Here is a 21,611-nt window from a genome sequence, read left to right as displayed (position 1 = left end):
TCTTGTCCACGTATGATGGTGAAATACCAAAACCGACCCCGTACCCGGGGCACACCACGACACGTTTGCGTACCGGTGGTACGGATTGGACAGATTTTTAGACCCGCACGATACTCTAGGCCGATAAGGGCTACCAAGGACTAGACCTGATCACCCCGGTGAAGAAACTACCCGGTGGAGAACTCACCGAAGACGAGAAACACCTGAACCGGCACATCAATCACCATCGGGTCGTCATCGAACGCGTGATCGCACACTTCAAGTGTTGACGGGTACTCTCTAGTATCCTAGTATCTTCCGCAGATTCCTCACCTCGTACCGGAGAGTGTTCTCGGTGGTGCGGGCACTGTTTTTCTGGATACAAAACCACCCAAATGAATAACCCTCACGAAATAGTTGCTTGGATTCCCCTTGAGAAACACCACAGAGGATTCCGGGAGTGATAAGTTGCAGCGGGAGCGGGGAACACGCTCCCGCTGCAAATTTCCGCTCCCGGATTTAGTATGCGTGTATTCACCGCATCAAAGGGCATACGCGGTAGAGTTGAACTAGTACGTACTTAGAGAGATTTGGAGACCGCATGAGTCAGCATACGCCCGGTGCTGAACCTCCACTGCCGAATGACGTGAGCCAGGGGTGGCTGCCCGAGGATAAGCGGCAGACCCCGCAGAGCCCGCTTCCCCAACCGAAATTTTGGGGATACCAATCGTTAATACCCCATAAGATGCTCAACGCCCTGCGCCACCCCGGCGAGATTCCCTGGTTGGTGGCGGCCTATGCGGTAACCCTTGCCGTGTACTTGGGGCTGCTCATCTTCTTTATTGAGACGATCGTAAGCCGTGACCGATATAACGACCTGGAATGGACGTCATCGTCTCGATACTCGACGATGAGCTACGCGGAGCGCGTCTTTAACGACTATGCGGAACAAGCGATTACGCTACTGATCCTGGCACCCCTGGTTATCCTGATCGCCCGTGCCCTCTTCTACGCACAGCAGCGCGTGCGCGGCATTCGTATTTCGCCGACGCAGTTTCCTGAGGCTTATGCCATGGTTGCCGAGGCCGCCTATGCGGCGGGTTTGCGCCGTGTTCCCGATGCCTATGTGGTGAGCGGTAATGGTGTGCTGAACGCCTTCGCATCCGGGCACGGTTTCCGTCGGTTTATTGCCATCAACTCTGACCTTTTCGAGGTCGGCGGTCAGAGCCGTGACCCTCAGGCGCTTCGCTTTATTATTGGGCATGAGGTCGGGCATATCGCTGCCGGTCACGTGGGGTATTTCCGCCTTCTCTTCACGCAAACCTTCATGCGGATTCCCGTGGTGGGGCAGGCTCTTTCACGCGCACAGGAATACACCGCCGATAACTTTGGGTACCGATACTGCCCCGAAGGCGGACCCGGCGCGATCAAGGTTCTCACAGCCGGTAAATACCTGAATCAGCAGGTGAATTTCGATGAATTTGCCGACCGTGCCGTGAACGACCAGGGCTTCGCGATTTGGCTTATCAACCTTATCTCTACCCACCCGGTACTGACGTGGCGCGCCCATGCACTGCGCAACCGACACGAACCGGGGCGTCTGTTCTGGCGGCCGCAGTTTAACCCGCCGAGTGCGCCTCCTTCCCTGATACCTTCGCAAGAACCGCCAGCTCAGTGGCCTGACCCGATTCAGGCAACCGGGTTCATGGACGAGCAGAAGCCGGCGTGGGAGGATTACAACCTTAACACCGTTAAGACATATCCGGCTCCGCAGGGTGCACCCAAGATTCAGGGAACGCTCTTCGCAGGATGGGAGGATGCGCAGGCTCGCGCGGCCCGTGCCGCCTACGCCGCCCGTTGGGAACAGTATGCCGCCAGCCAGGGTGTGCCGGGATATGTGCCAGGGTACGGTTATCCGATGCAGCCAGCGCCCGGTCAGCCGGGATACGGGCAGCCGATGCCGAACCAGCCGCCGCCGTGGCAGTCCGGTTCGGGGCAATTTGAAGCTGACCAGCCCGCACCCGATCAAGCGAATCAGGGACAGCCTCAACCCCCGCAGCCTGAGCAGCAGGGGCACACCGAGCCTCCTAAGGACGCAACGGAACCTGGCGTGGCACTGAACCAACCGATAAAACCCGCTGATGACCAGCATCCCGAGCAAAAACGGTCTGAACAGCAGGACCAGCAGGGGAATGACACCTCTGACTAGCCTCTGACCTTAACCCGCGAGAAGCGGATTTTTACCGAAAAGGTTGTATTTTCTCACCTTTTCGGCAAAAATCCGCTTCTCGCGTTTTAATTAAGAACGTGCTCTCCAAACTCACGAAAAAACGACCCGACGCGCTGATTGTCATGCTCATCTGCGCGGTCATTTTTGCGATCCTCATCCCGGCCCGCGGTACCTTCGCCGACTGGTTTAGCACCGGCACCAAGTTCGCGGTTGCGCTTCTGTTCTACCTCTATGGTGCGCGCCTTTCCACATCCGAAGCGATCGCAGGGCTTAAACACTGGCGGCTGCACGCCCTCATCCTGACCTGTACTTTCGTGATTTTTCCGCTCTTTGGGCTGGCGCTTTTCCCCCTAAGGTTTGTGCTCGGCGACGGGTTGTACCTGGGGATTCTTTTCCTCACGCTCGTGCCCTCTACCGTTCAGGCGTCCATTGCGTTTACCTCTATCGCGGGCGGCAACGTGGCGGGCGCTATTGTGAGCGCATCGCTGTCAAGCATTGTGGGGGTGGTGGCTACCCCGCTGTTGGCGATGCTCCTAATGCACAGCGACCACATTGAAATTTCGGGCAGCGTCTTTCTCGACATTGCGATTCAGCTGTTTTTGCCGTTCGTGCTGGGGCAGCTCACGCGCCGTTGGGTGGGCGAGTTTGCGAAGAAACCCACCACGAAATGGCTCGATAAGTTCTCGGTCATGATGATTGTGTACTCGGCGTTTTCGGCCTCCGTGGTGCAGGGGATTTGGACTCGCGTTGCCTGGTGGCAGATCGTGTTGCTGATTGTGGTGACAATTCTGATGGTGGCTCTGATGCTGTGGCTGACCGACTGGCTGGCGGCGCGGCTGAAGTTCAACAGGGCGGACCGCATCACAATTCAGTTCTGCGGGTCGAAAAAGTCGCTGGCGGCGGGCCTTCCGATGGCGATCATTATTTTCGGGTCGGGTTCGCTCGGGCTGCTGATGTTGCCACTCATGGTATTCCACCAGGTGCAGCTCATGATGTGCACGTGGCTCTCCGCCCGCTACGCCGCCTTGGATGTGGTCGGTCGGGCGAGCGTAGAACAGCCATAAGAAACTGCCCCCGGTTACTCGCTCGGGGAAAGAGTCGATGCTTTAAGAAGCTGCGTTCCTTAGGTCATGCGTAATTGAGGTAAATGGAAAAAATAGCAGATTTTTCCATTTACAGGCCTTTGCACAGGGGCATATTGGAAGAAATGGCCGTTTTTTCCAATATGCTGTGTAAAGAGTGCTCTCCGCTCCCGCTCCGGAAGGGCGGGTGCGCGGCTCGTCAGGTCCGAGTCATTTACCGGTGACACTTTCACCGTTGCCTGGCAGGGCGCACACGGTAAGCTGGTGTACATGAAGATTGCTACCTGGAACGTGAACTCCATTCGCGCCCGCGCCGACCGCATCGAGGACTGGCTCGATAAAACCGAAGTCGATGTGCTCGCCCTACAGGAGACCAAAACCAAGGACGAAACCTTCCCCTTCGAGCTCTTTGAATTCCTAGGGTACGAAGTGGCGCATTACGGGCTGAACCAGTGGAATGGGGTAGCAATCGCATCCCGCGTGGGGCTCGACAGCGTCGAACGCACCTTCCCGAACCAGCCCGCTTTCGGAAAACCTGGCGACCCCGCCGAAGTTGAGGCGCGGGCCATCGGTGCCACCTGCAACGGCGTGCGCATCTGGAGCCTATACGTGCCGAACGGGCGCGGGCTCACCGACCCTCATATGGCGTACAAAATGGAGTGGATGCGCCAGCTGCGCACCAACGTCAACGGCTGGCTGCGCGCCGACCCCGCCGCACAGTTCGCGCTCGTCGGCGACTGGAATGTGGCGCCCGAAGATACCGACGTGTGGGATATCGACTTTTTCCGCGAGAACGACCTCACCCATGTTTCCGCCCCCGAACGCGAGGCGTTCTATGCCCTGCTCAATGATGAAGGGCTCGTCGATCCGGTACGTCCCTACACCCAAGGCGAATACACCTACTGGGACTACAAAGCCGGGCGGTTCTCGAAGAATGAGGGGATGCGCATCGACTTTCAGCTGTGCTCTCCGGCGCTTGCCGCCCGTGTGGAAAACGCCTGGATCGATAGGGAAGAGCGTGAGGGGGACGGCGCGAGCGATCATACCCCTGTGGTAATTGAGCTCGCTGACTAACAGCTCAGCGTGTGATGTGAGGAGACAGTATGAGCCGGAACCTTACCCCTGAACCTGTGGCGACGGGCAGTGCAGAAACCCGAATCGGTCAGCTTCGCTGGCGCGAATACGGTGGTCCCCGTGAAGCCGCAGGCGATAAGACCCTGCTGTTTGTGCACGGGCTGCTGACAAATTCGGACGTCTGGGGCGAAGTGGTGCAGAACCTCTCCCAAGATTTTCGGTGTATAACCCTCGATATTCCCTTGGGGAGTCACAGCATTCCTGCCCGAGAAGATGCAGCCCTCACCGTCGCCGAGCTGGCGCAGGCCGTGACCGAAGCGGCAGAACAGCTATGCCCACACGGGTTTACCCTCATTGGCAGCGATACCGGCGGGGTGGTTTCTCAGCTGGCGGTGGTGCAGGAACCCGCGGGACTCAAGCGCCTGGTGCTGCTCTCGTGCGATACCGAGAAGAACTTCTTGCCCCTGCCATTACGCTACCTACAGTATGTGGCGTACATTCCGGGAACCATGCAGGCACTCCGAGCTGCCCTGCATCTGGGGTGGGTGCGCCGCCTGCCGATTGCCTTCGGGTGGCTAGTGAAACGCGAGCTTGAGGCCGCCGAGTGGAATAGCATTATTGCGCCGCTGAAAAATGCCGGGGTTCGCCGCGATTTGGCGAAAGTGCTGAAGGGTATTTCTACGAAATATACGGTGCAGTCCGCACGGGATTTGGAGCGGTTTGAGCATCCAACCCTGTTTTTGTGGGCCGATACCACGAAGCTGTTCCCGATCGAGAATGCTCGCCGCCTGGCCGCCCGCATGCCGGATGCGCACGTGGTTCCCGTGCCGGAAAGCTACGCATTCAGCCAGCTGGATCAGCCCGAATTTGTGGCGAACGCCCTGCGGGAAGAGCTGGTCGGGTAACCCGTCTCTCCCCCGATTCTGCACCGAAACTGTTTGACGGGCGAACCGTATGCTCCTGTGAGGCCGTGACGAAGAGGCCGACATGCATCGACTGCTCCTTGCTATGGTGAAGTTACTGTTAGTGAGGGAGTGGTACATGAATCAGCTCGATAGGAACCAAGCATTCAGGTATAGAACTATTTTTGTGGTACTTGGGGTACTACTCAGTATTTTTCTCGTGATCGTCTTGTTGGTTGCCCTGGCTTCAGATGATCCTTGGTGGAAAAGCTTTCGAGAAACTATTCGTGACAGTGCTGGTTTTCTGACTCTTATAGGCGCATTGGTAACTGCTGGTATTTTAGTCTGGACTAACCGTGCCCGAATGCGTGAAGCAGCGAGTGCGGATTTTCGAGACCAGATGCAGTGGGCGGCAGAACATGTTGGTAATGCAGAAAGACCGTATGAGCAACTTTTTGCGATGTTGCTTATTAACCGATATGGAGAGCAGCCGCCTAAATGGCTTCCTTCAGTCGATCGGGGTATAGCCACTGACCTGCAAGAGGCGGTTCAGAAGACCCTAGAGGTTCCGGAAGACAGCATTGTAATCCCAGCACGTGCATACAACGATACTTCACCAAATACACCTGCATCAGATGGAGTGCATGAATCAGATCAAGAGTATAATAGCTAGAACACCCTTATGCTAGGTAGCATATTACTGGGCAGTGGATGTAAGGAGTTACTTATGACAGCCATAAGTATTCGTAAAGCGGCTGACGGCGGGAACGTCATACGTCCTGTCGAAAACCAAGACGAGATTCTTCGTGGTTATATCGCACAAAATTATCGAGATATTGAACGTCAGGTGAAGGAACGCGAACGTCTTAAAGCTGAGCCCAAGAAGGGTCTCTGGAATAGTTTGCTTGGGCGTTTAGGTCTGCGCTCTTCTTCATAAACTGAAAGTACTGAGGGAGAAAATTGACGACCGTTTTTTATCGTGGTGAGCGCCGCGACGTTAAGTCGTTTACTCCCGAGGAGCGCCAGGATTACCTGGATAAGAAGCAGCACACGATTAATGAAGCCAAAGAAGCCATTGCAGGTATGAAGGCTCGTATTGCCGAGTTGGAGCGCATTCAGGCGATGAACCCAATACGCCGCTGGTTCTACAAAACCTTCCATATCTAACAGGTTTTTTTAGCAGAATACCCGCACGGGCCGCCAACGATGGCGCGTTTCGTGCGGGTATTTTTATGCGCATAGATTCAGACAGCAGCCTCGCATCTTGGTTCGCTAAATCGTAGCCTGAACCTCCACACATCAGATAAGGTTCGCCGGGGCGTGTGATTAAACACGTGTAACCTCAGTTGAAAAGTTCGGCATGGCGAACTATTGTTAAATTATCCTGTTTCGCACCGGTTTATCGAGGATGATCGACACCTAGGTACGAAGCCTCAATGAGTCGGAGGCGATTCCTACAGGTCAGCAGGGTAATGCATCCGCAGCATAAGAAAGCGAAATCATGACAACCGTATTCACTGCGCACCGTCACGGTGCGAACGCTAACACTGTAAGTACCGCACATCCGCGCCGTTTTCTCATGCTGGGGATAGCTCTGGCCAGTATCCTTGTGCTTCTGCTCAGCGCCTGCACTTCGGCGGGGAAGCAAGACGAAAAGAAGACTGTGCTCACCACCTTCACCGTGCTGGCGGACATCGCTAAAAACGTTGCGGGTGATCACCTGAATGTCGAATCGCTGACCAAGCCCGGCACCGAGATTCACGAGTATGAACCTACTCCCAGCGATATTAAGAAGGCGCATGATGCTGATTTGGTGCTCGACAACGGGCTGAACCTGGAAAGCTGGTTTACCAAGTTTGTGCAGGATTCTAACGCCCCGCACGCCACCGTGAGCGAGGGGGTACAGCCGATCAATATTGCCGAGGACGCTTATGCAGGCAAACCCAACCCGCATTCGTGGATGAGCCCCAAGAACGTGCAGATTTACGTGGATAATATGGTGCGCGAATTCAGTAAGCTTGACCCCGCCCATGCCGATGATTACCGCACCAATGGGGAAAACTATAAGAAACAGCTGCAGCAGGTTCAGGATGAGCTGGTGCGCGATGTTAGCGTTCTGCCCGAGAATCAGCGGGCGCTCGTAACCTGCGAAGGTGCTTTCTCATACTTGGCGGCGGATGCCGGTCTCAAGGAAAAATACATTTGGGCGGTGAACTCTGAACAGCAGGCAACCCCCTCGCAGCTGAGCTCGACCATTGATTTTGTGCGTGAGAACCAGGTGCCCGCCGTATTTTGTGAGTCTACCGTTTCGGATGATCCCATGCGCCAGATCGTGGATGCGACCGGCGCTAAATTCGGCGGCGTGCTTTATGTCGATTCCCTCTCTGAGGCGAATGGTCCGGTCCCTACCTATCTTGATATGATTCGTCACGATGCGCGCACCATTGTCGCGGGGCTGACGGGCAAGCAATCTTAGCCGGTCGGCGGGGGAGTAGGCCGCCGCATACTGCGCCCCCGCCGGTTCGTGGTGAGGGGCGCATCCCACCGTCACGGATGACGAGCGGGGCTTAGAAGAAGTACGCGAACGAAATTTTGTCGGATACAAAACCTATGGAAACACTGTTGAGAGTCGAAAATTTGGGCGTCCATTATGGAACCGTGCGCGCCCTGTACGAGACTACTTTCGAGCTTGGTACCGGGAGTATATGCGGACTGATCGGCATGAACGGTTCGGGAAAATCGACCCTCTTCAAAGCCATTATGGGTGTTATTCCCGCGCATACCGGAACCGTGGAGATCGCGGGCAAAGAACCATACCTTGCGCGTAAAAACGGCATTGTCAGCTATGTGCCGCAGAGCGAGGAAATAGATTGGAGCTTTCCCGTCTCGGTGCGTGAGGTCGTGGCGATGGGGCGGTACCGCGGGCTGGGCATCACCCGTCGGCTGCGCGCCACCGATAAGCAGGCGGTCGAGCACGCCCTAGAGCGCGTGGAGCTGACCGAGCTTGCGCATCGTCAAATCGGGGCACTTTCGGGCGGACAGCGCAAGCGGGCATTCGTGGCGCGGGCGATAGCGCAGGGTGCACGGCTTCTATTACTTGATGAGCCCTTCGCCGGAGTGGATAAAAGGTCAGAATCCATGCTCATTCAGGTGTTGAAGCAGATGCGCAGCGAGGGTTCCACCGTTCTGGTTTCAACCCATGATTTGGCATCCTTACGCGCTTTTGCCGACGATGCGCTGTTGCTACGTCAAACGATTTTGATGCACGACACCCCGCAGGCGGTGTTAGCCCCTGAAAATTTGGTGCAGGCGTTCGGCATGCAGGTTCAGGCGGGCGCCGATAGCGGCGCATCCGACGAGCAGACCCGGCGTGAGAAGGGAGAATAGCATGAGCATTCTGGATTACCTGGTGGAACCGTTCACCCTTCCCTTCATGACGCGCGCCATGGTCGTTACCGTGATCGCCGCCGTGGTCTGCGCGCTGCTTTCCTGCTGGCTCGTGATGCTCGGCTGGTCGCTCATGGGCGATGCGATCTCGCACGCGGTACTGCCCGGCGTAGTGCTCGCCTATATTGCGGGCATCCCCTTTGCCGTGGGGGCGGTGATCGCTGCACTCGTGGCCGTCACCCTGATCGGCGCGGTACAGCGCAGCGGGCGCGTGCGCGAGGACGCCGCTATCGGCATTGTCTTCACAACTCTTTTCGCGCTCGGGCTCGTACTGGTTTCGGTGACGCCCTCAAGCACCGACCTGAACCATATTCTTTTCGGGAACGTGCTGGGCGTATCCTGGCCCGATGTCTGGCAGGTAGCTATTCTCGCCGTCATCGTGGCGGGTGTCCTGCTGATTAAACGCCGCGATTTTATTCTGTACGCCTTCGACCGCGGGTTCGCGCACGCTATCGGGCTGCGCCCCAGGGTTCTTGGTGCGCTGCTTCTGGTGATGCTGGCGCTCACGAGCGTGGTGGCGCTGCAGATCGTGGGAGTTGTGCTCGTAGTCGCCATGCTTGTGATTCCTGGATCGACCGCGCGTCTGCTCACCGACCGTTTCACGCCAATGCTCGCGGTCTCGGTCGGGGTCTCAACGCTGGGTACACTCGTGGGGCTTTATAGTAGCTACCACCTGGATATTTCCCCCGGCGGTGCCGTGGTCGTTACCCAAGGCATTATTTTCTTGGCCGTGTATATATTCGCCCCGCGCTACGGAATTCTGGGGCGGATACGCGCGGCACGCCGCCCGGCAGAACCGGTAGAAGCCTAGGTTTGCGGCAGATTCTCACGGGATCATGAGTTCACCCGGCGGCTAGGCTCTCACCGGGCGCAAGCCGCCCACGATGCGTATAAGGTATCCGAGCCTCGAGGCAAAATTACCGAGGCAAAGCTATGATGAGCGAGAGACGAAAAGCCCAGCCGCCGCGGCGGTTCCTAAGGGTATAGCGCTCGAATTCGGGTTTTGAGCGGCAGGAGCATCGGAATTATTGGCGTGCGCGAGAACCCGCACGTTAACCGCCTCCGAAAAGGGGGCGCCCTCTTCAAGAAGTAAACGCGCGCCGGGAACAAAACCGTGATCCTGCAGATAGCGCAGCAGCTTCGGGTCGGAATCGTTGATCCGCTCCAAAATCACGCGCTCGCCGGGCTCGCACTGGGTGAGCGGAACGGTCTGCGGGAATGAGATACGCCCGGACGCATCCGGAATAGGATCGCCGTGCGGATCGCGCGTAGGATGGTCCAGAATCGCGTCAATACGCTCAATCATGAAATCCGATACCGCATGTTCGAGCACCTCGGCTTCGTCATGCACGCGGTCCCAGGTGTAACCCAGAGTTTCCACCAGGAAAGTTTCGATCAGGCGGTGGCGGCGAATCATGGCGACCGCATAGGTACGCCCCAGCGGGGTGAGTTCGATGGCGCCGTAGCGCTGATGGTCGATCAGATCGGCCGCCGCAAGTCGTTTAAGCCCGTCTGAGACCGAAGAAACCCGCAGCCCCATGCGTTCGGCTAGGGCGGATGCTGTCGCGGGAGCTTCCGTCCACTCTTCAAGTGACCAGATGGCTTTGAGGTAGTTCTGGGTGCTCACAGATAGTTCTGACAAGGGCATAAGGATAAGTTTACCGAAGTTCGGGTTCGGGTGTGCCTTTTCTTACCGCGAGCAGATAGTATTTCGACGAAAAGATAACGAATTGCTATCTGCTCTTCGAAATACTATCTGCTCGCGGGTGGATGGGTACTCGGTTAGGATGGGGTCATGAGCGTTCTTCTGTACGACCCCGACTGCGGTTTCTGCACCGCGAGCGCGAATCTGCTGCGTCGCCTCGGGCCGGGTGCGCGTATCTTGCCTGGAACGCCCGAAAATCTTGTGCAGTACCGCGTGGATGCGCGCCGTTTCGCCCACGCCTTGCCGTTCATTAACGATTCTGGGCAGATCATCTACGGTTCGGATGCGATCGCCCTGACCCTGCGCACGTTCTCGGATGCGACGCTGCGCGGCAAGTTCCTGCGTGCCGCTGGGGTTCTCTTGTTGAACCCGCCGATGCGCCCCGTCGCGCACCGAGCGTACCGGTTGGTGGCGGGGCATCGGGCGGAGATTTCTCGCCTTACCTCTCGCTTGGGGTGCACCTCTTCGTGCGCGGTAAAACCGACCTGATTGCAGAACATATTCGCAGCGTTCTCGTCATATTTTAAGAAGCTATACGCAGCTATTACTTCCAGGTTCTCTTGATAGTGTAAGTACTGTTTGTTTCTGATGAGACGGGGGGACCTGTGGCAGAATTTGATAATTCTAGACCATCCAAAGTTGCAACTGGCTGCGCCATTCTTTTTGTAGGAATTGTTGCTCTTGGCATGATTACATTTGCCTGGTGGATCCTTGCCGTTATTTTCGGGTTTATTTCACCTTTTGAGGCATGCCAGAGCATTTTTAAGTGGGTGACTGCTCCTGACTGGGAGGGATGGGGAAACATTCTGAGAAATACAGCTGGTTGGGCTGCTCTAATCGCTGCCATCGCAACTGTGACGGTAGCTTTGAAGACAAATACAACACGGGCTAAGGAAGCTGCTAGCGCAGATTTCCGGGATCAAATGCAGTGGGCAGCAGATCATTTAGGTGAGGATGTAACACCTTATCAGTTTGTGTATGCATTAATGCTGGTTGAGCGGTATGCAAAACTTCCTCCAACTCTTCTTTCGGATGAGGATAAAGAATTAGCTGTTAGACTTCAGGCTTTAATTGAAGAAAGTACTGATATTTCAGAGGATACTGAACAAAATGAGGTATCTGATGAGAACGATGAGGCTACTTCCAACAGTGAGCCGAACACGGTAAACTGAGATAACTAATGGTGAGGGAAGGGAACGTGCTATGAGTACTCACACTGCTGAAGGACTATATAACTCCGTTATGCGCAACGGAAAACCTGCACGTTTACGTTCTGATTATAAGAAGGTCGTAGATACCGAAGTTGGTGAGCTACGGCGAAGCATTTCTCAGCAGGTCAAAGAACGTCAGCAAAGCAAGTTTCAAGATTCTCCACAGCCTTGGTGGACAGTGGTGGTGAATCCGATTCGTAATATTTTTAATCGGTAGATTATCAATATTGAGGTTTATACCTGCATAACTTAGTGAGGTCATCCAGATAATCTGGATGACCTCATCGTTTTATTTTGTCGGGCTGGCAGAATCCAACCGGTTGAGCAGGTCGAGTACCGCCGGGCGTGCCGCCTGTTCTTCGTGCCAGAGTGAGCGCATGAGCGTGCGGCTGACTGCTTGGGTGGTAATGCCGAGCGCCTGCGCGACTGCCCGCTGCTGCCCGCGGACCCCGGGAACCAGCAGATCGACCACGCGCCATTCGGCCTCGGTACGGTCGGAACATACCCGATACAGCAGGCGTGTGAGCCCCGAAGCCATGTCTGCGACCGCGCGATCGTGTGCCGATACCGCAATACCGCGGGCGGGGGCGCCGGTGCGTGCCGCCTCCACGGCAAGCCGCGAGAATTCGAGGGCGTCGCCGGTGCAATCGTTCGTGCTGACCGTTCCCAGTGCCCCGGCGAATCGGGGAATGCGCAGCTCGCCAACTCCGATGCCAACCCAGAATCCCTGCTCGCGCGAAGCATACAGGGCCGCCTGCAGGGCGTCTGCGGAACTCTCGAAAGCACCCTGAATTTCGTCTGGATAGGTTTGTGCGAATTCAACTCGGGGGTTGAGCTTGGAGAGCTTGTCGAGAAGCGCAGGCAATGAAACCTGTGGGGAACGTTGGATGAAGGTTAACACGAACACCCCTCCATTATGCCTGAGCACCTCGGGTTTTGATAGGGTTTCGCGGCACGGGTTGCCATGGGCAAGCACACCCGGGCGATGCCGTTTCTCACAATCGCGCCGGATTTGGCGCCGATGACCGGGCGCGCCGCATAAAACTGTCTAATATGCCTTGTCAGCCCTCGAATGTGGGTGCGCCTCAGGGGGCGGCGGAGCGTACCAAACCCAGGTATCCGCCCAACGCCAAGAGTTCGGGGATGCTCTGCGGCACGAACCGGTGCAGGCTGTCGGATGCGACCAGTACGGAACACCACTGCCCGCGTGAGAGCGCCACGTTCAGGCGGTTAGGGGAGAGCAGAAATTCTGCGCCTCGCCCCGACACTCCGGCATTTGAGGACGCCATTGACACGATCGTCACCGGTGCCTGCTGACCCTGAAACTTATCAACGGTTCCCACGCGCACGCCGTGACCGTCCGCATCCAGAAGCCCGGCGCGGCGCAGATGCTCCGCAATGGTATCGACCTGCGCGTTATAGGCGGCGACCACCACAATATCCTCGCCGGTGAGTTCGCGTGCGGGGTGATTCGCCCCGGGAGTCCATAACGCACCCGCGAACTCGCCCGCTAAGCGCGTGACAGCTGCCGCCTCTACTTCGGAACGTACGGTGCAGTGCTCGTGGTGAACGCCGTACATATACAGCCCGGGTTCGGCGGGCAGAACGGATTCTTCACGCTCAGGAACTTTGAGGGTACGCTCGCTCGCCGCCGCTGCCGAGTGCAGCTTCCCGCTGTAGGACAGCGCAGAAACTGGTGCGCACAGCTGCGGGTGCATACGCCAGGTGACCTGCAGAAAATAACCGAATACAGCGGGCAGTACCGATTGCCCGCCGGACAGCCAACCCAGCGCCGAGGTATCCAGCGGGTACGGATGCTCACCCACCGCCACCTGCGGCAGCTGCTGCGGATCACCCAGCAGAAGCAGATTCCGTGCGGCTCTTCCAACCGCTAGGGTGTTGGCGAGCGAGAACTGCCCGGCTTCGTCGATAACGAGTAGGTCGAGTGAGCCCTCAGGAATGCGGTTCGGGTTCACAAAATCCCAGGCGGTCCCGCCAAAAAGAACGCCGGGCGAAGTTCCGGTGCCGGATTTTTCGCTACTAAGCCCACCGGATTTGTCTAATAAAGCGGTCAGATCTTTATCACTGACCTCAACCCAGGGGTAATCGGGGAGCTGAGATTTGCCCTTGGCGCGCATCACCCGGTCTGCGGGAAACAGGTTACGTTCCAGGCACGCGGTCAGCATATTCTCTACGACGGCGTGAGACTGCGCCACCACGCCCACTTTTGCGCCCGCCGCAACCAACCTGGCGATCACCTGCGACCCCAAGAAGGTCTTACCTGACCCGGGCGGACCTTGAACCGCCACATAGGAACGGTCAAGGTCACGAACCGCCGCGAGTACCGCCTCAACAGTGGGCAGCTCGGCGTGAGAAAACTCCGTCTCTTGGGGCAGGCTCTCGCGGGTTTTGAGCCGCGGCGGGCGGCGTTCGATAAGGTCAAGCGTCCCGGTCGCGGCAACGTTGGGGATCGAGTCTTCAGCCTCGACCGCTACGCGCACAAGCGACGCCTCTAGCTGCTTCGTTGTCACGGGTGCGCCCGGGGTGAGCCCCAGCGGGAAAGCCGCATGTTCTTCATCGTTCACGCGGATGCGCTCGGCAACTACCATCACAACACGCTGCCCGCCGCCTGTCGCCAAAGTAGCGTCCTCTGCGGGTTCGCCCGGTTCCTCATACGGTTCGAGAGACATAATTTTCGCCCCGAAAAAACCGAGTCTATGCAGTGTATCTGGTACGCGAGCCTGCGGGTTGGTCGCGCGAAACGCCTCCACCTGGGAATCGATGCTTTCGTATGCCTTCGCGGGCGCATCGTCGGCACTATAAAGCAGATAATGCCCGGTATCGTCGGCCTTGAGAGTGTGCGAATCCGCCAAGGTGGCGACCGCACGCAGAGTACGCATTTTCGCCCCGCGCACGCGCTCCCAATCGGTTGCGGTCTCAACACTTTCGAAAATCACACAATTGCGCGTATTAGCCCAATTCTCGTAGGGTTCGTGCAGGCGGCGCAGATGATCCCGCCAGAACGGCGCCTTTTCACGGCGGTAGAAATCGACTCCGGAGAGGAGCATTGCCAACCGGGTATTTTCGGAAGATAGACCCCGATTTTTCTGGTTTTGCTTTTCAAGCTCGGCAAGGCGTTCCCGCAGGCGCTCAAGCTGAGCGTATTCTTCATCATCGTCGGCAGGGGCGGCAGGACGCACCCGGTACGGATGCTGTGCCTTCGCGGGAATGCCCTCAAACGTCGATTCCGCCGGGGAATCGCTGGAATCCTCCCAGGATTCTTCGTCTGAATCATCGCTGCTATGAGGGACGAGCTCGGGTTCGTCAAGCGTTTCGGATGCGCCGACTTCGGCCTCCGCGCGTGCCGCGCACGCCGGGCAGTCACCGCAGCTCAGCAGGCCGGGAATATCGGCGAGTGCCACACCCTCCCGCCACGATGCGCGCAAAAATTCGTAGCGTTCCGTGAGGGTTTCCAACACCGGGATCAGCCGCGCGAGCGGGTAGCGTTCCATACCCTGCGCGGTGCGTACTTCCACCTCGGCAGCCGCCGAATTCCCCGTACCACATGAAGCCTGTGCCGCCTCCAGCAGCGCCACGACTTCTGGGATTAGCTGGGGTGCGCCGCTATCACTATGCACAACATGAGAGAGCTCGTTCGCGGTGGTGTCGTATTCGTCCTCCCGGGTGCCTGCCGTATGCCGCGAAAAATCGGCGTAGAGCGCCGTCTCGCAGCGGTGAACACGCAAAAGCTCCGCGACGGCGACTCTCGGCAGATCGCCGGGTGCGGATGCGGCAGAGGGTGAAGACACGAAACTATCCTTTGGAACGGGGTGAGTAAATATGCACGGATAACCGCAGGGGCGCTCGCGATGCGCGGCTGCCGTATACCCGCGTACGTACCCGGCATTCAGATAAATATACAGTATTTTGCATATTCATGCTTTACTGCGAGCTGGGAACCTCGGCGGGGTTTTGCTCCACCGCCTGGGAGGGTGCATCCTCCTGCGGCACGTTCTCACCGGAGGGCGAAGCGGAGGGCGAACCACCTGGAGCCTGCGAGGAATTCGGGGCAGAACCCGAACCTGTCGCATCAGGAGCCGAGGATGAACCCGGTACCTGCGAGCTCGAAGGTGCGGGTGTTCCCGTGGGATTCGCGGGCGGTTCGGTACGTGCCGCCACGATTGCCGCAGCGCTATCAACCGTATCCTTCGCGCCGGGCAGAGCTTCCGCACCGCCGACATCGTTGAGCAGGCTCACGAAAATCAGGCGTGTGCCGTCTGGGCGGGTCGCATACCCCGATAACGAAATGGCCGTGAACAGCGTGCCGGTCTTTGCCGCTACATGCCCGCGCGCATACTTATTCGCTTCTCCGCTAAAACGATCCTTGAGCGTACCTGAAACACCCGCAACCGGGAATCTGCGCTCAAGCTCGTCGTGCTTCGGATGCGCCGCTAACGCCCCCAGGGTCTGCGCCAGCGTGCGTGCCGTCACCCGGTTCTGCAGGGACATACCGCTCACATCAGCCTGCACCAGCCCGGTAACCGAAATCTTCGCTTCCTGCAGTTTCTCGCGCACAAGTTTCTGCGCCTCGGATGCGCTGCCCTCACGCCCCGCGGCGATCGCCATATTGCGCCCCAGCACCTCGGCGAGCACATTATCGGACTCTAACATCATCACAAAGGCCTGATCGAGTGCGGATGCCGACTGAACCTGAGCGATCTGCTCGGCATCGGCCTCACGGGGGCGGCGGTCGGCGACTGTAAACACGTATCCGGATTTGACCTCCGCATGTTCTTCGCTCGCTTTATTGAGTACCTTCACGAACGCCTCTAGAGCAGCGATTCCGGCGTCTTGCGGGCGCGCCGGTTTCTCGGGGGTGGACTGCCCAGGTACGGTATGCGAGGCCAGCGCGATCGGGTTAATCGGAGTGATTTGCCCGGATTCGAGGTCGCCGGGCTCCCAACCGGGGTTGGTCGCGGAACCCGTGTAGATCGTGGTGTCGAGGTACACGGGGAAGGTGCCGTGCGCGACCTTGCGTGCGTTCATCTGCTGCACGGTATCCGCAGCGAGCGTGCTCAGCCCGGCGCGCATCGTCGGCGAACCCGCAGTGGCCGGTTCCGTGGCTCCTTCCACGAGCAGAGTATCGCCGCCTGCCACCAGAAACAGCCCATTTTTACCCTGCACCACCGAGGTTGTGAAAGTGCGTTCCGGCGCGGTCTGCACGAGCGCAAAATAGGTCAGAATCTTCATGTTCGAGGCGGGCAGGCGCGGGGTATCCGGGGCATCCGCATAGAGCTCGCGTGTGCCGTCGAGGGCAGTCACAAGCATGGAATGGGCGGGGTAGGGGCGCTCCTGAAAGAGCTTATCGAGCCGGGTTTTCAGGTCTTGAAGCTGCTGAGTATTCAGCACAGGAGTGGGGGTCGGCGTGAGTGTGACCGACGGGGTTACGGATGCGGTACCGCTCGGCGACTGCCCGCCGCTTGGGTTTGAGCATGCGGCGAGGAATAGCGCGGGTGCTGCACCGAGCAGGGCGCGGCGAGTGAACGGGGTGTTTATCGGTTGGGGTGAACGCATCTTAAGAGCATAACGAATTCCGCCGCGAAATACCGAGCCGTTACGCGCATCGCGAGGACTACACGCTACCAGCCCGCCTGGAATAGCGAGGAGGATGATTGCGGCAACGTATTCGAAAGCACGATTTTTGTGGCATTGAATAGGTGTTGTGCATGCGTTCAGGGGGTACAATGGGGGAGTTGTTCGCCGCCTTGATGCGCGGTGCAGAGGCTTACATTCATAGAAAGAGGTTCCCATGGAACTCGACGTCACGATTGAAATCCCCCGCGGCTCCCGTGTGAAGTACGAGATAGATCACGAAACCGGTCGTCTGTATCTAGATCGCGTGCTGTTCACCTCAATGCAGTACCCCACCGCATACGGCTACTTTGAGAACACGCTCGGCGAGGATGGCGATCCGCTGGACGCCATGTTGGTTCTAGACGTTGATATTGTTCCCGGTGTGATCGTGGAGGCTCGCCCGGTTGCCGTCTTTAACATGACTGACGAGGCTGGCGGCGATGCGAAGGTACTGTGCGTGCCCACCGATAAGCGCTACGATCACATCAAGTCGCTGGCGGACGTGCCCGAGCAGCTCAAGGCTGAGATTCAGCACTTCTTCGAGCGTTACAAGGATCTGGAGCCCGGCAAATGGGTGAAGGGCGAAGGCTGGGACGACATCGCCGCGGCAGAGAAGATGGTTCAGGAGGCAATCGACCGCTTCGCCGCCGAAGGCCACTAGGTCTTACTCACGTTCCTGTTAACATCGGGAGCGGTTTCTTCATTCGGGAGCACTTTATTTGCTCCCACATGAAGAAACCGCTCCCGTTTGTATTAGGGGGCAAGAGCGGTTCTCGCGGTTGCTATTATGGAGCCGCAGTTTTCCCCGAAGGGTTTTATTAAAAATTAATTTTATTGTCGTTGCACTGCGATGCGTGAACGTATAGTGTGGGAAATAATACGCTGTTCATTAAATCTTTTATACATACAGAGATGGATTATTTGCCCATAGTCTAGGGTATCTGTACGCGATATAGCATTATGTATTTCTTGATCAAGAGTTTGTTGTGCACCAGGAAATTTGCAGCATATGACGTCCTTGAAATGGATATGCCGTGGTGAGGAGTATAAATGAAAGGTTTGGTATGTAATTGTCGAAATGCCATTCGTTTAACTGTCACAGCAGGGGTTTCTGCGATTTGCGCGGGTGCTGATGTTGCTGCGCGGGCTACTGTCCCGAACGTAATGCGCAAGGTTCTTGATATCAAAAATGTAAGTAATACGTCGTATGGCACTATCGGCAAAACTAAGCCCGTTGTCGCCCTGCGATCGCGCACTTCAGCCCTAGTCGGGACAATAACGGAATATATTAAAGCCATTGGGCGGAGCCGAAAAACGAATTGGCTTGGGAATAGTGTGTCTGGTACAGAGAACACTATCCGTCAGAGGACCTTATCAATGAGGTCGGTGAATGCGCCGCAAATCCCTGGGAAGCAATACTCAGTCTTGAGGGAGTTATCTCAGCCTGTCTTCCAGAGGCTTTCTTCGCAACTTTATATGGCATCGCTCGTCTGGGGCAGCGTGTCTATGTTGCGTGGAGGGCGCACGAAGGAGCGTCAGTATACGCCGGATCATCCAGAGTATGTAGCGCTGACGAGTGCACTGAAGGGTGGTTATTTCAGTGGTTTTTTCGAATCGTTCTGTGTCTTTTTCGTGATTCTCAGTGCTCGGACCGTTGCACCAGCTTCAAAGCTTTCTGCGCTGTCTCTTCCGCGGCTGCAGATCGCTGGTATCGTGTGGATTTCCTACCTCATCTTTCCGCTAGTACTCGTATTGGCGCAGCGTCCACTGGTTGTGCGTGCGCAGCATGGCTCTCCGGGAGGGTTGCTATTCGCTGCATGCGATATCTTAGTGCCGCCGCTGGTGTATCTGGTGGTAACACTAGGGATGTTTCAGGAGGTAGGCAAGGCGGCAACAGTAGGTTCCTGTGCCTTAGTTTTCTATCTGATTTACGCGGCATGGCTTAAACCCTGGAAGCCTGGTTTAACCCGTACCCAAGTGCGTCACAAAATTCAAGAGACTAAACGGATGACCCGCGAACTGGTGAGCGATATCGCGCAGGAGTACGCCGGGATGATGCAGGAGCGTGCTGAGATTATGCAGAAGTACGCTGATGTTGATGACCCGGCTATTAAGAACCTATTTCTGCCGACTAATCGCTACCGTATGCCTCTCAAATATGAAAAACGAGGAGCACTTCCGCGTAAGCGGTGAAAACACTCCAACACGTGGATAATGTGGGAAGGGATACATATGGAGAGCAGTCAGTATACGCCGGATCATCCAGAGTATGTACCGCTGAGCGCTGCGTTGATGGGTAGTTTTATAGGGGGTTTGCTCGAAGGATTTTGCGTATTTCTGTTGATTCTTGGTGCTGGGGCTGTTGTCTCAGCCTTGGGGCTTTCTGCCCTGTCCCTCTCTTTGTATCAGGCGACTAAGACCGTACTGATTTCTTACCTCATCTTTCCGCTAGTACGCGCATTGGTGCAGCGTCCGTTGGTGGTGCGTGCACAGCACCCCTCTCCAGGAGGGAGGCTGTTTGCTGCATACGAAATCTTAGTGCCTCCACCGGTGTACTTGGTTGTGGCACTGGTAGTAACTCAAGATATAGGTAAGGCAGTAATGGTGGGGGCCTGTGCCTTAGTTTTCTATCTGGCCTACGTGGCACGGTTTAAGCCCTGGAAGCCTGGTTTCACTCGGACAGAGGTACGCAGCAAGATTGAGCAAACCAAGCAGATGACTCGTGAGATGTTTGGTGAGGCTGCGCAGGAGCGTGCTGAGACGATGCAGAAGAGCGCTGATGTTGATGACCCTGCGATTAAGGATCTGTTCCTGCCGGGTAATCGTTATCGTATGCCCCTTGATCATGACGAGAGGCGTTCCTAGCTCGCTTATTTCTTGCACCGCTCCCGCTTGTGTATCTGTGTGTTCCGGGAGTGGTTTCTTTATTTGGGAGCACCTTAAGTGCTCCCAAATAAAGAAACCGCTCCCACTTTTACCCCCTGAGTATGAGGCTTCACCTCAGCACAGTTCGATACACTGTGCATATGAGCGAGAACAACACACAGAACCTGCTAAATGTTGAGCGCATCGCCAAAATCGTGGGCAGCCTGGCGCCCGCCGGGCCGCGCATGAAGCCCCAGGAGATGGCTGGCGTGGTCGCATCCTTGCGCAAAGCGGCGGAAGAATCCGTAGACCATGTGCACCGCATTACCGGGCTTGATGCGGCACAAGACCTGCGCGACTCCGAGGTTTTGGTGGTTGATCGGAGTACCTGGGCGAAGGCGAACGCGCAGGCGTTCTCTATCATGCTCGTGCCCTTCGTCAAGCCCGCATTCGAGAAGATCCAGCAGAAAAAACCGCATGCTGACCTGGACAAACTCAAAGAAGGGTTGGCCTTCGAGGTCGGTGCCGTGCTCTCGTTCCTCTCCACCAAAGTGCTTGGGCAATATGAACCCTATGCGGCGCTGGCCGGGTACGGGCAGCCGGGTGGGCGTCTGATGCTGCTCGCCCCGAACGTGGTCTCCGTCGAGCGTGAACTCAACGTTGAACCCGAAGATTTTCGCCTGTGGGTGTGCCTGCATGAGCAGACGCATCGGGTGCAGTTTGCCGCCGCGCCCTGGCTGCGCGACTATTTTCTCGCCAAGATTACGGAGCTGGGTGATAGCGCCGCCAGCACCTTCGACCTCAAAGATGCTTTCCGTGCCGCAGCCCAGGCCCGCGCCGAAGAACCCGGGGAGGGGCGGGCGCATCCTGTGAAAGAAGCTACCGCAAATGCACGCAAAATTGCGAGCGAGCTGACAGCTATTATGAGCCTGCTTGAGGGGCACGCAAACGTGGTGATGGATGCCGTGGACGCCCAGATTGTGCCGACCGTCAAGACGATTCGCCGCAGGTTCAACCGCCGCAGCTCAACCCAGAAGTTCCTCACGAAGCTCATTTACCGTCTGCTGGGCATGAACAAAAAGATGGCCCAGTACCGCGATGGGCAGAAGTTCGTGCAGCATGTTGTGGATGCGGTCGGCATGGAACGCTTCAACGTCGTTTGGGCTCGACCCGAGAACCTGCCGACCGAGCGGGAGATTCACAACCCGGATGCCTGGATCAAGCGAGTGCTGGACGAGGACGCCAAGGTGGCCGTGGCTGGTGGTAGGGACGAAGAGAATACCGCGTAATCCCAGAACGGGTTATATGACAAAACCGCGTGTTTCGTGACAATTTTTTGTCACATAAAATGTCACGAAACACGGGGGTGTTTATATGGTATATATGCCCGTAAATCCCCGGTATAAAGCGGGACTAATCGCTGTGAGTCTTGTGTTTATATGACAAAATTACGTGACAAAACTCTAGATTTACATGACATTT

At 56.9% G+C, this 21,611-nt stretch carries 21 protein-coding genes and 1 pseudogene; 18 read left to right on the top strand and 4 right to left on the bottom strand.

The annotated features are described in order from the left end of the window. Positions 1-131: 131 nt before the first annotated feature. The 11 genes and pseudogenes from HMPREF2554_RS12045 to HMPREF2554_RS10105 form a co-directional block, all read left to right on the top strand. A pseudogene (locus HMPREF2554_RS12045) lies at positions 132-269 on the top strand (transposase family protein); the annotation flags it as partial. 311 nt (positions 270-580) lie between these two features. Further along, positions 581-2,188, top strand: coding sequence for a M48 family metallopeptidase (locus HMPREF2554_RS10150; RefSeq protein WP_013398005.1), 1,608 nt, complete (start codon positions 581-583; stop codon positions 2,186-2,188). A 98-nt stretch (positions 2,189-2,286) separates the two neighbouring features. Next, a complete protein-coding gene (locus HMPREF2554_RS10145) occupies positions 2,287-3,273 on the top strand; it encodes a bile acid:sodium symporter family protein (RefSeq protein ID WP_070555123.1) in 987 nt (328 codons plus the stop codon). Positions 3,274-3,561: 288 nt separating this feature from the next. Then, positions 3,562-4,365: an exodeoxyribonuclease III gene (locus HMPREF2554_RS10140; RefSeq protein WP_070522566.1), complete on the top strand. Its 804-nt coding sequence runs from the start codon at positions 3,562-3,564 to the stop codon at positions 4,363-4,365. 29 nt (positions 4,366-4,394) lie between these two features. After that, on the top strand, positions 4,395-5,270 hold the full coding sequence (locus tag HMPREF2554_RS10135) for an alpha/beta fold hydrolase (RefSeq protein ID WP_070555120.1): 876 nt from the start codon (positions 4,395-4,397) through the stop codon (positions 5,268-5,270). A 136-nt stretch (positions 5,271-5,406) separates the two neighbouring features. Further along, on the top strand, positions 5,407-5,940 hold the full coding sequence (locus HMPREF2554_RS10130; RefSeq protein WP_139044864.1) for a TrbC/VirB2 family protein: 534 nt from the start codon (positions 5,407-5,409) through the stop codon (positions 5,938-5,940). A gap of 54 nt (positions 5,941-5,994) precedes the next feature. Further along, positions 5,995-6,204 (top strand): hypothetical protein, encoded by a 210-nt coding sequence (locus tag HMPREF2554_RS10125; RefSeq protein WP_037231386.1) that lies wholly within the window; start codon positions 5,995-5,997, stop codon positions 6,202-6,204. A 23-nt stretch (positions 6,205-6,227) separates the two neighbouring features. Next, positions 6,228-6,434 (top strand): hypothetical protein, encoded by a 207-nt coding sequence (locus HMPREF2554_RS10120; RefSeq protein WP_070555117.1) that lies wholly within the window; start codon positions 6,228-6,230, stop codon positions 6,432-6,434. Positions 6,435-6,846: 412 nt separating this feature from the next. Further along, on the top strand, positions 6,847-7,743 hold the full coding sequence (locus tag HMPREF2554_RS10115) for a metal ABC transporter substrate-binding protein (RefSeq protein ID WP_168160886.1): 897 nt from the start codon (positions 6,847-6,849) through the stop codon (positions 7,741-7,743). Between the two features lie 134 nt (positions 7,744-7,877). Then, complete coding sequence (locus HMPREF2554_RS10110; protein ID WP_013397999.1) at positions 7,878-8,654, top strand: metal ABC transporter ATP-binding protein; 777 nt, start codon at positions 7,878-7,880, stop codon at positions 8,652-8,654. A 1-nt stretch (position 8,655) separates the two neighbouring features. After that, the gene (locus HMPREF2554_RS10105) at positions 8,656-9,525 is read left to right on the top strand and encodes a metal ABC transporter permease (RefSeq protein ID WP_013397998.1); all 870 of its coding nucleotides are present in this window, start codon (positions 8,656-8,658) and stop codon (positions 9,523-9,525) included. Between the two features lie 120 nt (positions 9,526-9,645). Here the strand turns inward: HMPREF2554_RS10105 and HMPREF2554_RS10100 are convergent, their stop codons facing one another. After that, entirely contained in the window at positions 9,646-10,362 is a 717-nt protein-coding gene (locus HMPREF2554_RS10100) for a metal-dependent transcriptional regulator (RefSeq protein ID WP_013397997.1), read from the bottom strand. A 147-nt stretch (positions 10,363-10,509) separates the two neighbouring features. On the opposite strand from HMPREF2554_RS10100, the gene HMPREF2554_RS10095 reads away from it, so the two are divergent. The 3 genes from HMPREF2554_RS10095 (at position 10,510) to HMPREF2554_RS10085 (ending at position 11,847) form a co-directional block, all read left to right on the top strand. After that, positions 10,510-10,908 (top strand): thiol-disulfide oxidoreductase DCC family protein, encoded by a 399-nt coding sequence (locus HMPREF2554_RS10095; protein ID WP_013397996.1) that lies wholly within the window; start codon positions 10,510-10,512, stop codon positions 10,906-10,908. A 116-nt stretch (positions 10,909-11,024) separates the two neighbouring features. Next, positions 11,025-11,591 (top strand): hypothetical protein, encoded by a 567-nt coding sequence (locus HMPREF2554_RS10090; protein WP_141744400.1) that lies wholly within the window; start codon positions 11,025-11,027, stop codon positions 11,589-11,591. Between the two features lie 31 nt (positions 11,592-11,622). Further along, positions 11,623-11,847, top strand: a complete 225-nt coding sequence (locus tag HMPREF2554_RS10085) for a hypothetical protein (protein WP_013397994.1) — start codon at positions 11,623-11,625, stop codon at positions 11,845-11,847. Between the two features lie 72 nt (positions 11,848-11,919). Here HMPREF2554_RS10085 and HMPREF2554_RS10080 read toward each other — a convergent pair whose 3' ends face one another. From HMPREF2554_RS10080 to dacB, 3 genes are all read right to left on the bottom strand, one after another. Next, positions 11,920-12,537, bottom strand: coding sequence for a hypothetical protein (locus HMPREF2554_RS10080; RefSeq protein ID WP_041321882.1), 618 nt, complete (start codon positions 12,535-12,537; stop codon positions 11,920-11,922). A 178-nt stretch (positions 12,538-12,715) separates the two neighbouring features. After that, on the bottom strand, positions 12,716-15,439 hold the full coding sequence (locus HMPREF2554_RS10075; protein WP_070555113.1) for a DEAD/DEAH box helicase: 2,724 nt from the start codon (positions 15,437-15,439) through the stop codon (positions 12,716-12,718). Between the two features lie 133 nt (positions 15,440-15,572). After that, positions 15,573-17,204 (bottom strand): D-alanyl-D-alanine carboxypeptidase/D-alanyl-D-alanine endopeptidase, encoded by a 1,632-nt coding sequence (gene dacB / locus HMPREF2554_RS10070; RefSeq protein ID WP_246826066.1) that lies wholly within the window; start codon positions 17,202-17,204, stop codon positions 15,573-15,575. Between the two features lie 235 nt (positions 17,205-17,439). Between dacB and ppa the strand changes: the two genes are divergently transcribed. The 4 genes from ppa to HMPREF2554_RS10050 all read left to right on the top strand — a co-directional run bounded on the left by ppa (position 17,440) and on the right by HMPREF2554_RS10050 (position 21,418). Then, the gene (gene ppa / locus HMPREF2554_RS10065) at positions 17,440-17,925 is read left to right on the top strand and encodes an inorganic diphosphatase (protein ID WP_004005776.1); all 486 of its coding nucleotides are present in this window, start codon (positions 17,440-17,442) and stop codon (positions 17,923-17,925) included. Between the two features lie 389 nt (positions 17,926-18,314). Further along, positions 18,315-19,457: a hypothetical protein gene (locus HMPREF2554_RS10060; protein ID WP_141744399.1), complete on the top strand. Its 1,143-nt coding sequence runs from the start codon at positions 18,315-18,317 to the stop codon at positions 19,455-19,457. Positions 19,458-19,496: 39 nt separating this feature from the next. After that, positions 19,497-20,129, top strand: coding sequence for a hypothetical protein (locus HMPREF2554_RS10055; RefSeq protein WP_070555111.1), 633 nt, complete (start codon positions 19,497-19,499; stop codon positions 20,127-20,129). 161 nt (positions 20,130-20,290) lie between these two features. Beyond that, entirely contained in the window at positions 20,291-21,418 is a 1,128-nt protein-coding gene (locus HMPREF2554_RS10050; RefSeq protein ID WP_013397988.1) for a zinc-dependent metalloprotease, read from the top strand. The last annotated feature ends 193 nt before the right edge of the window (positions 21,419-21,611 follow it).

The sequence above is a fragment of the Rothia sp. HMSC071F11 genome (genome assembly GCF_001809115.1).
In the GTDB taxonomy this organism is placed as follows: domain Bacteria; phylum Actinomycetota; class Actinomycetes; order Actinomycetales; family Micrococcaceae; genus Rothia; species Rothia dentocariosa.
This window is presented reverse-complemented; position numbering and strand designations above follow the sequence as displayed.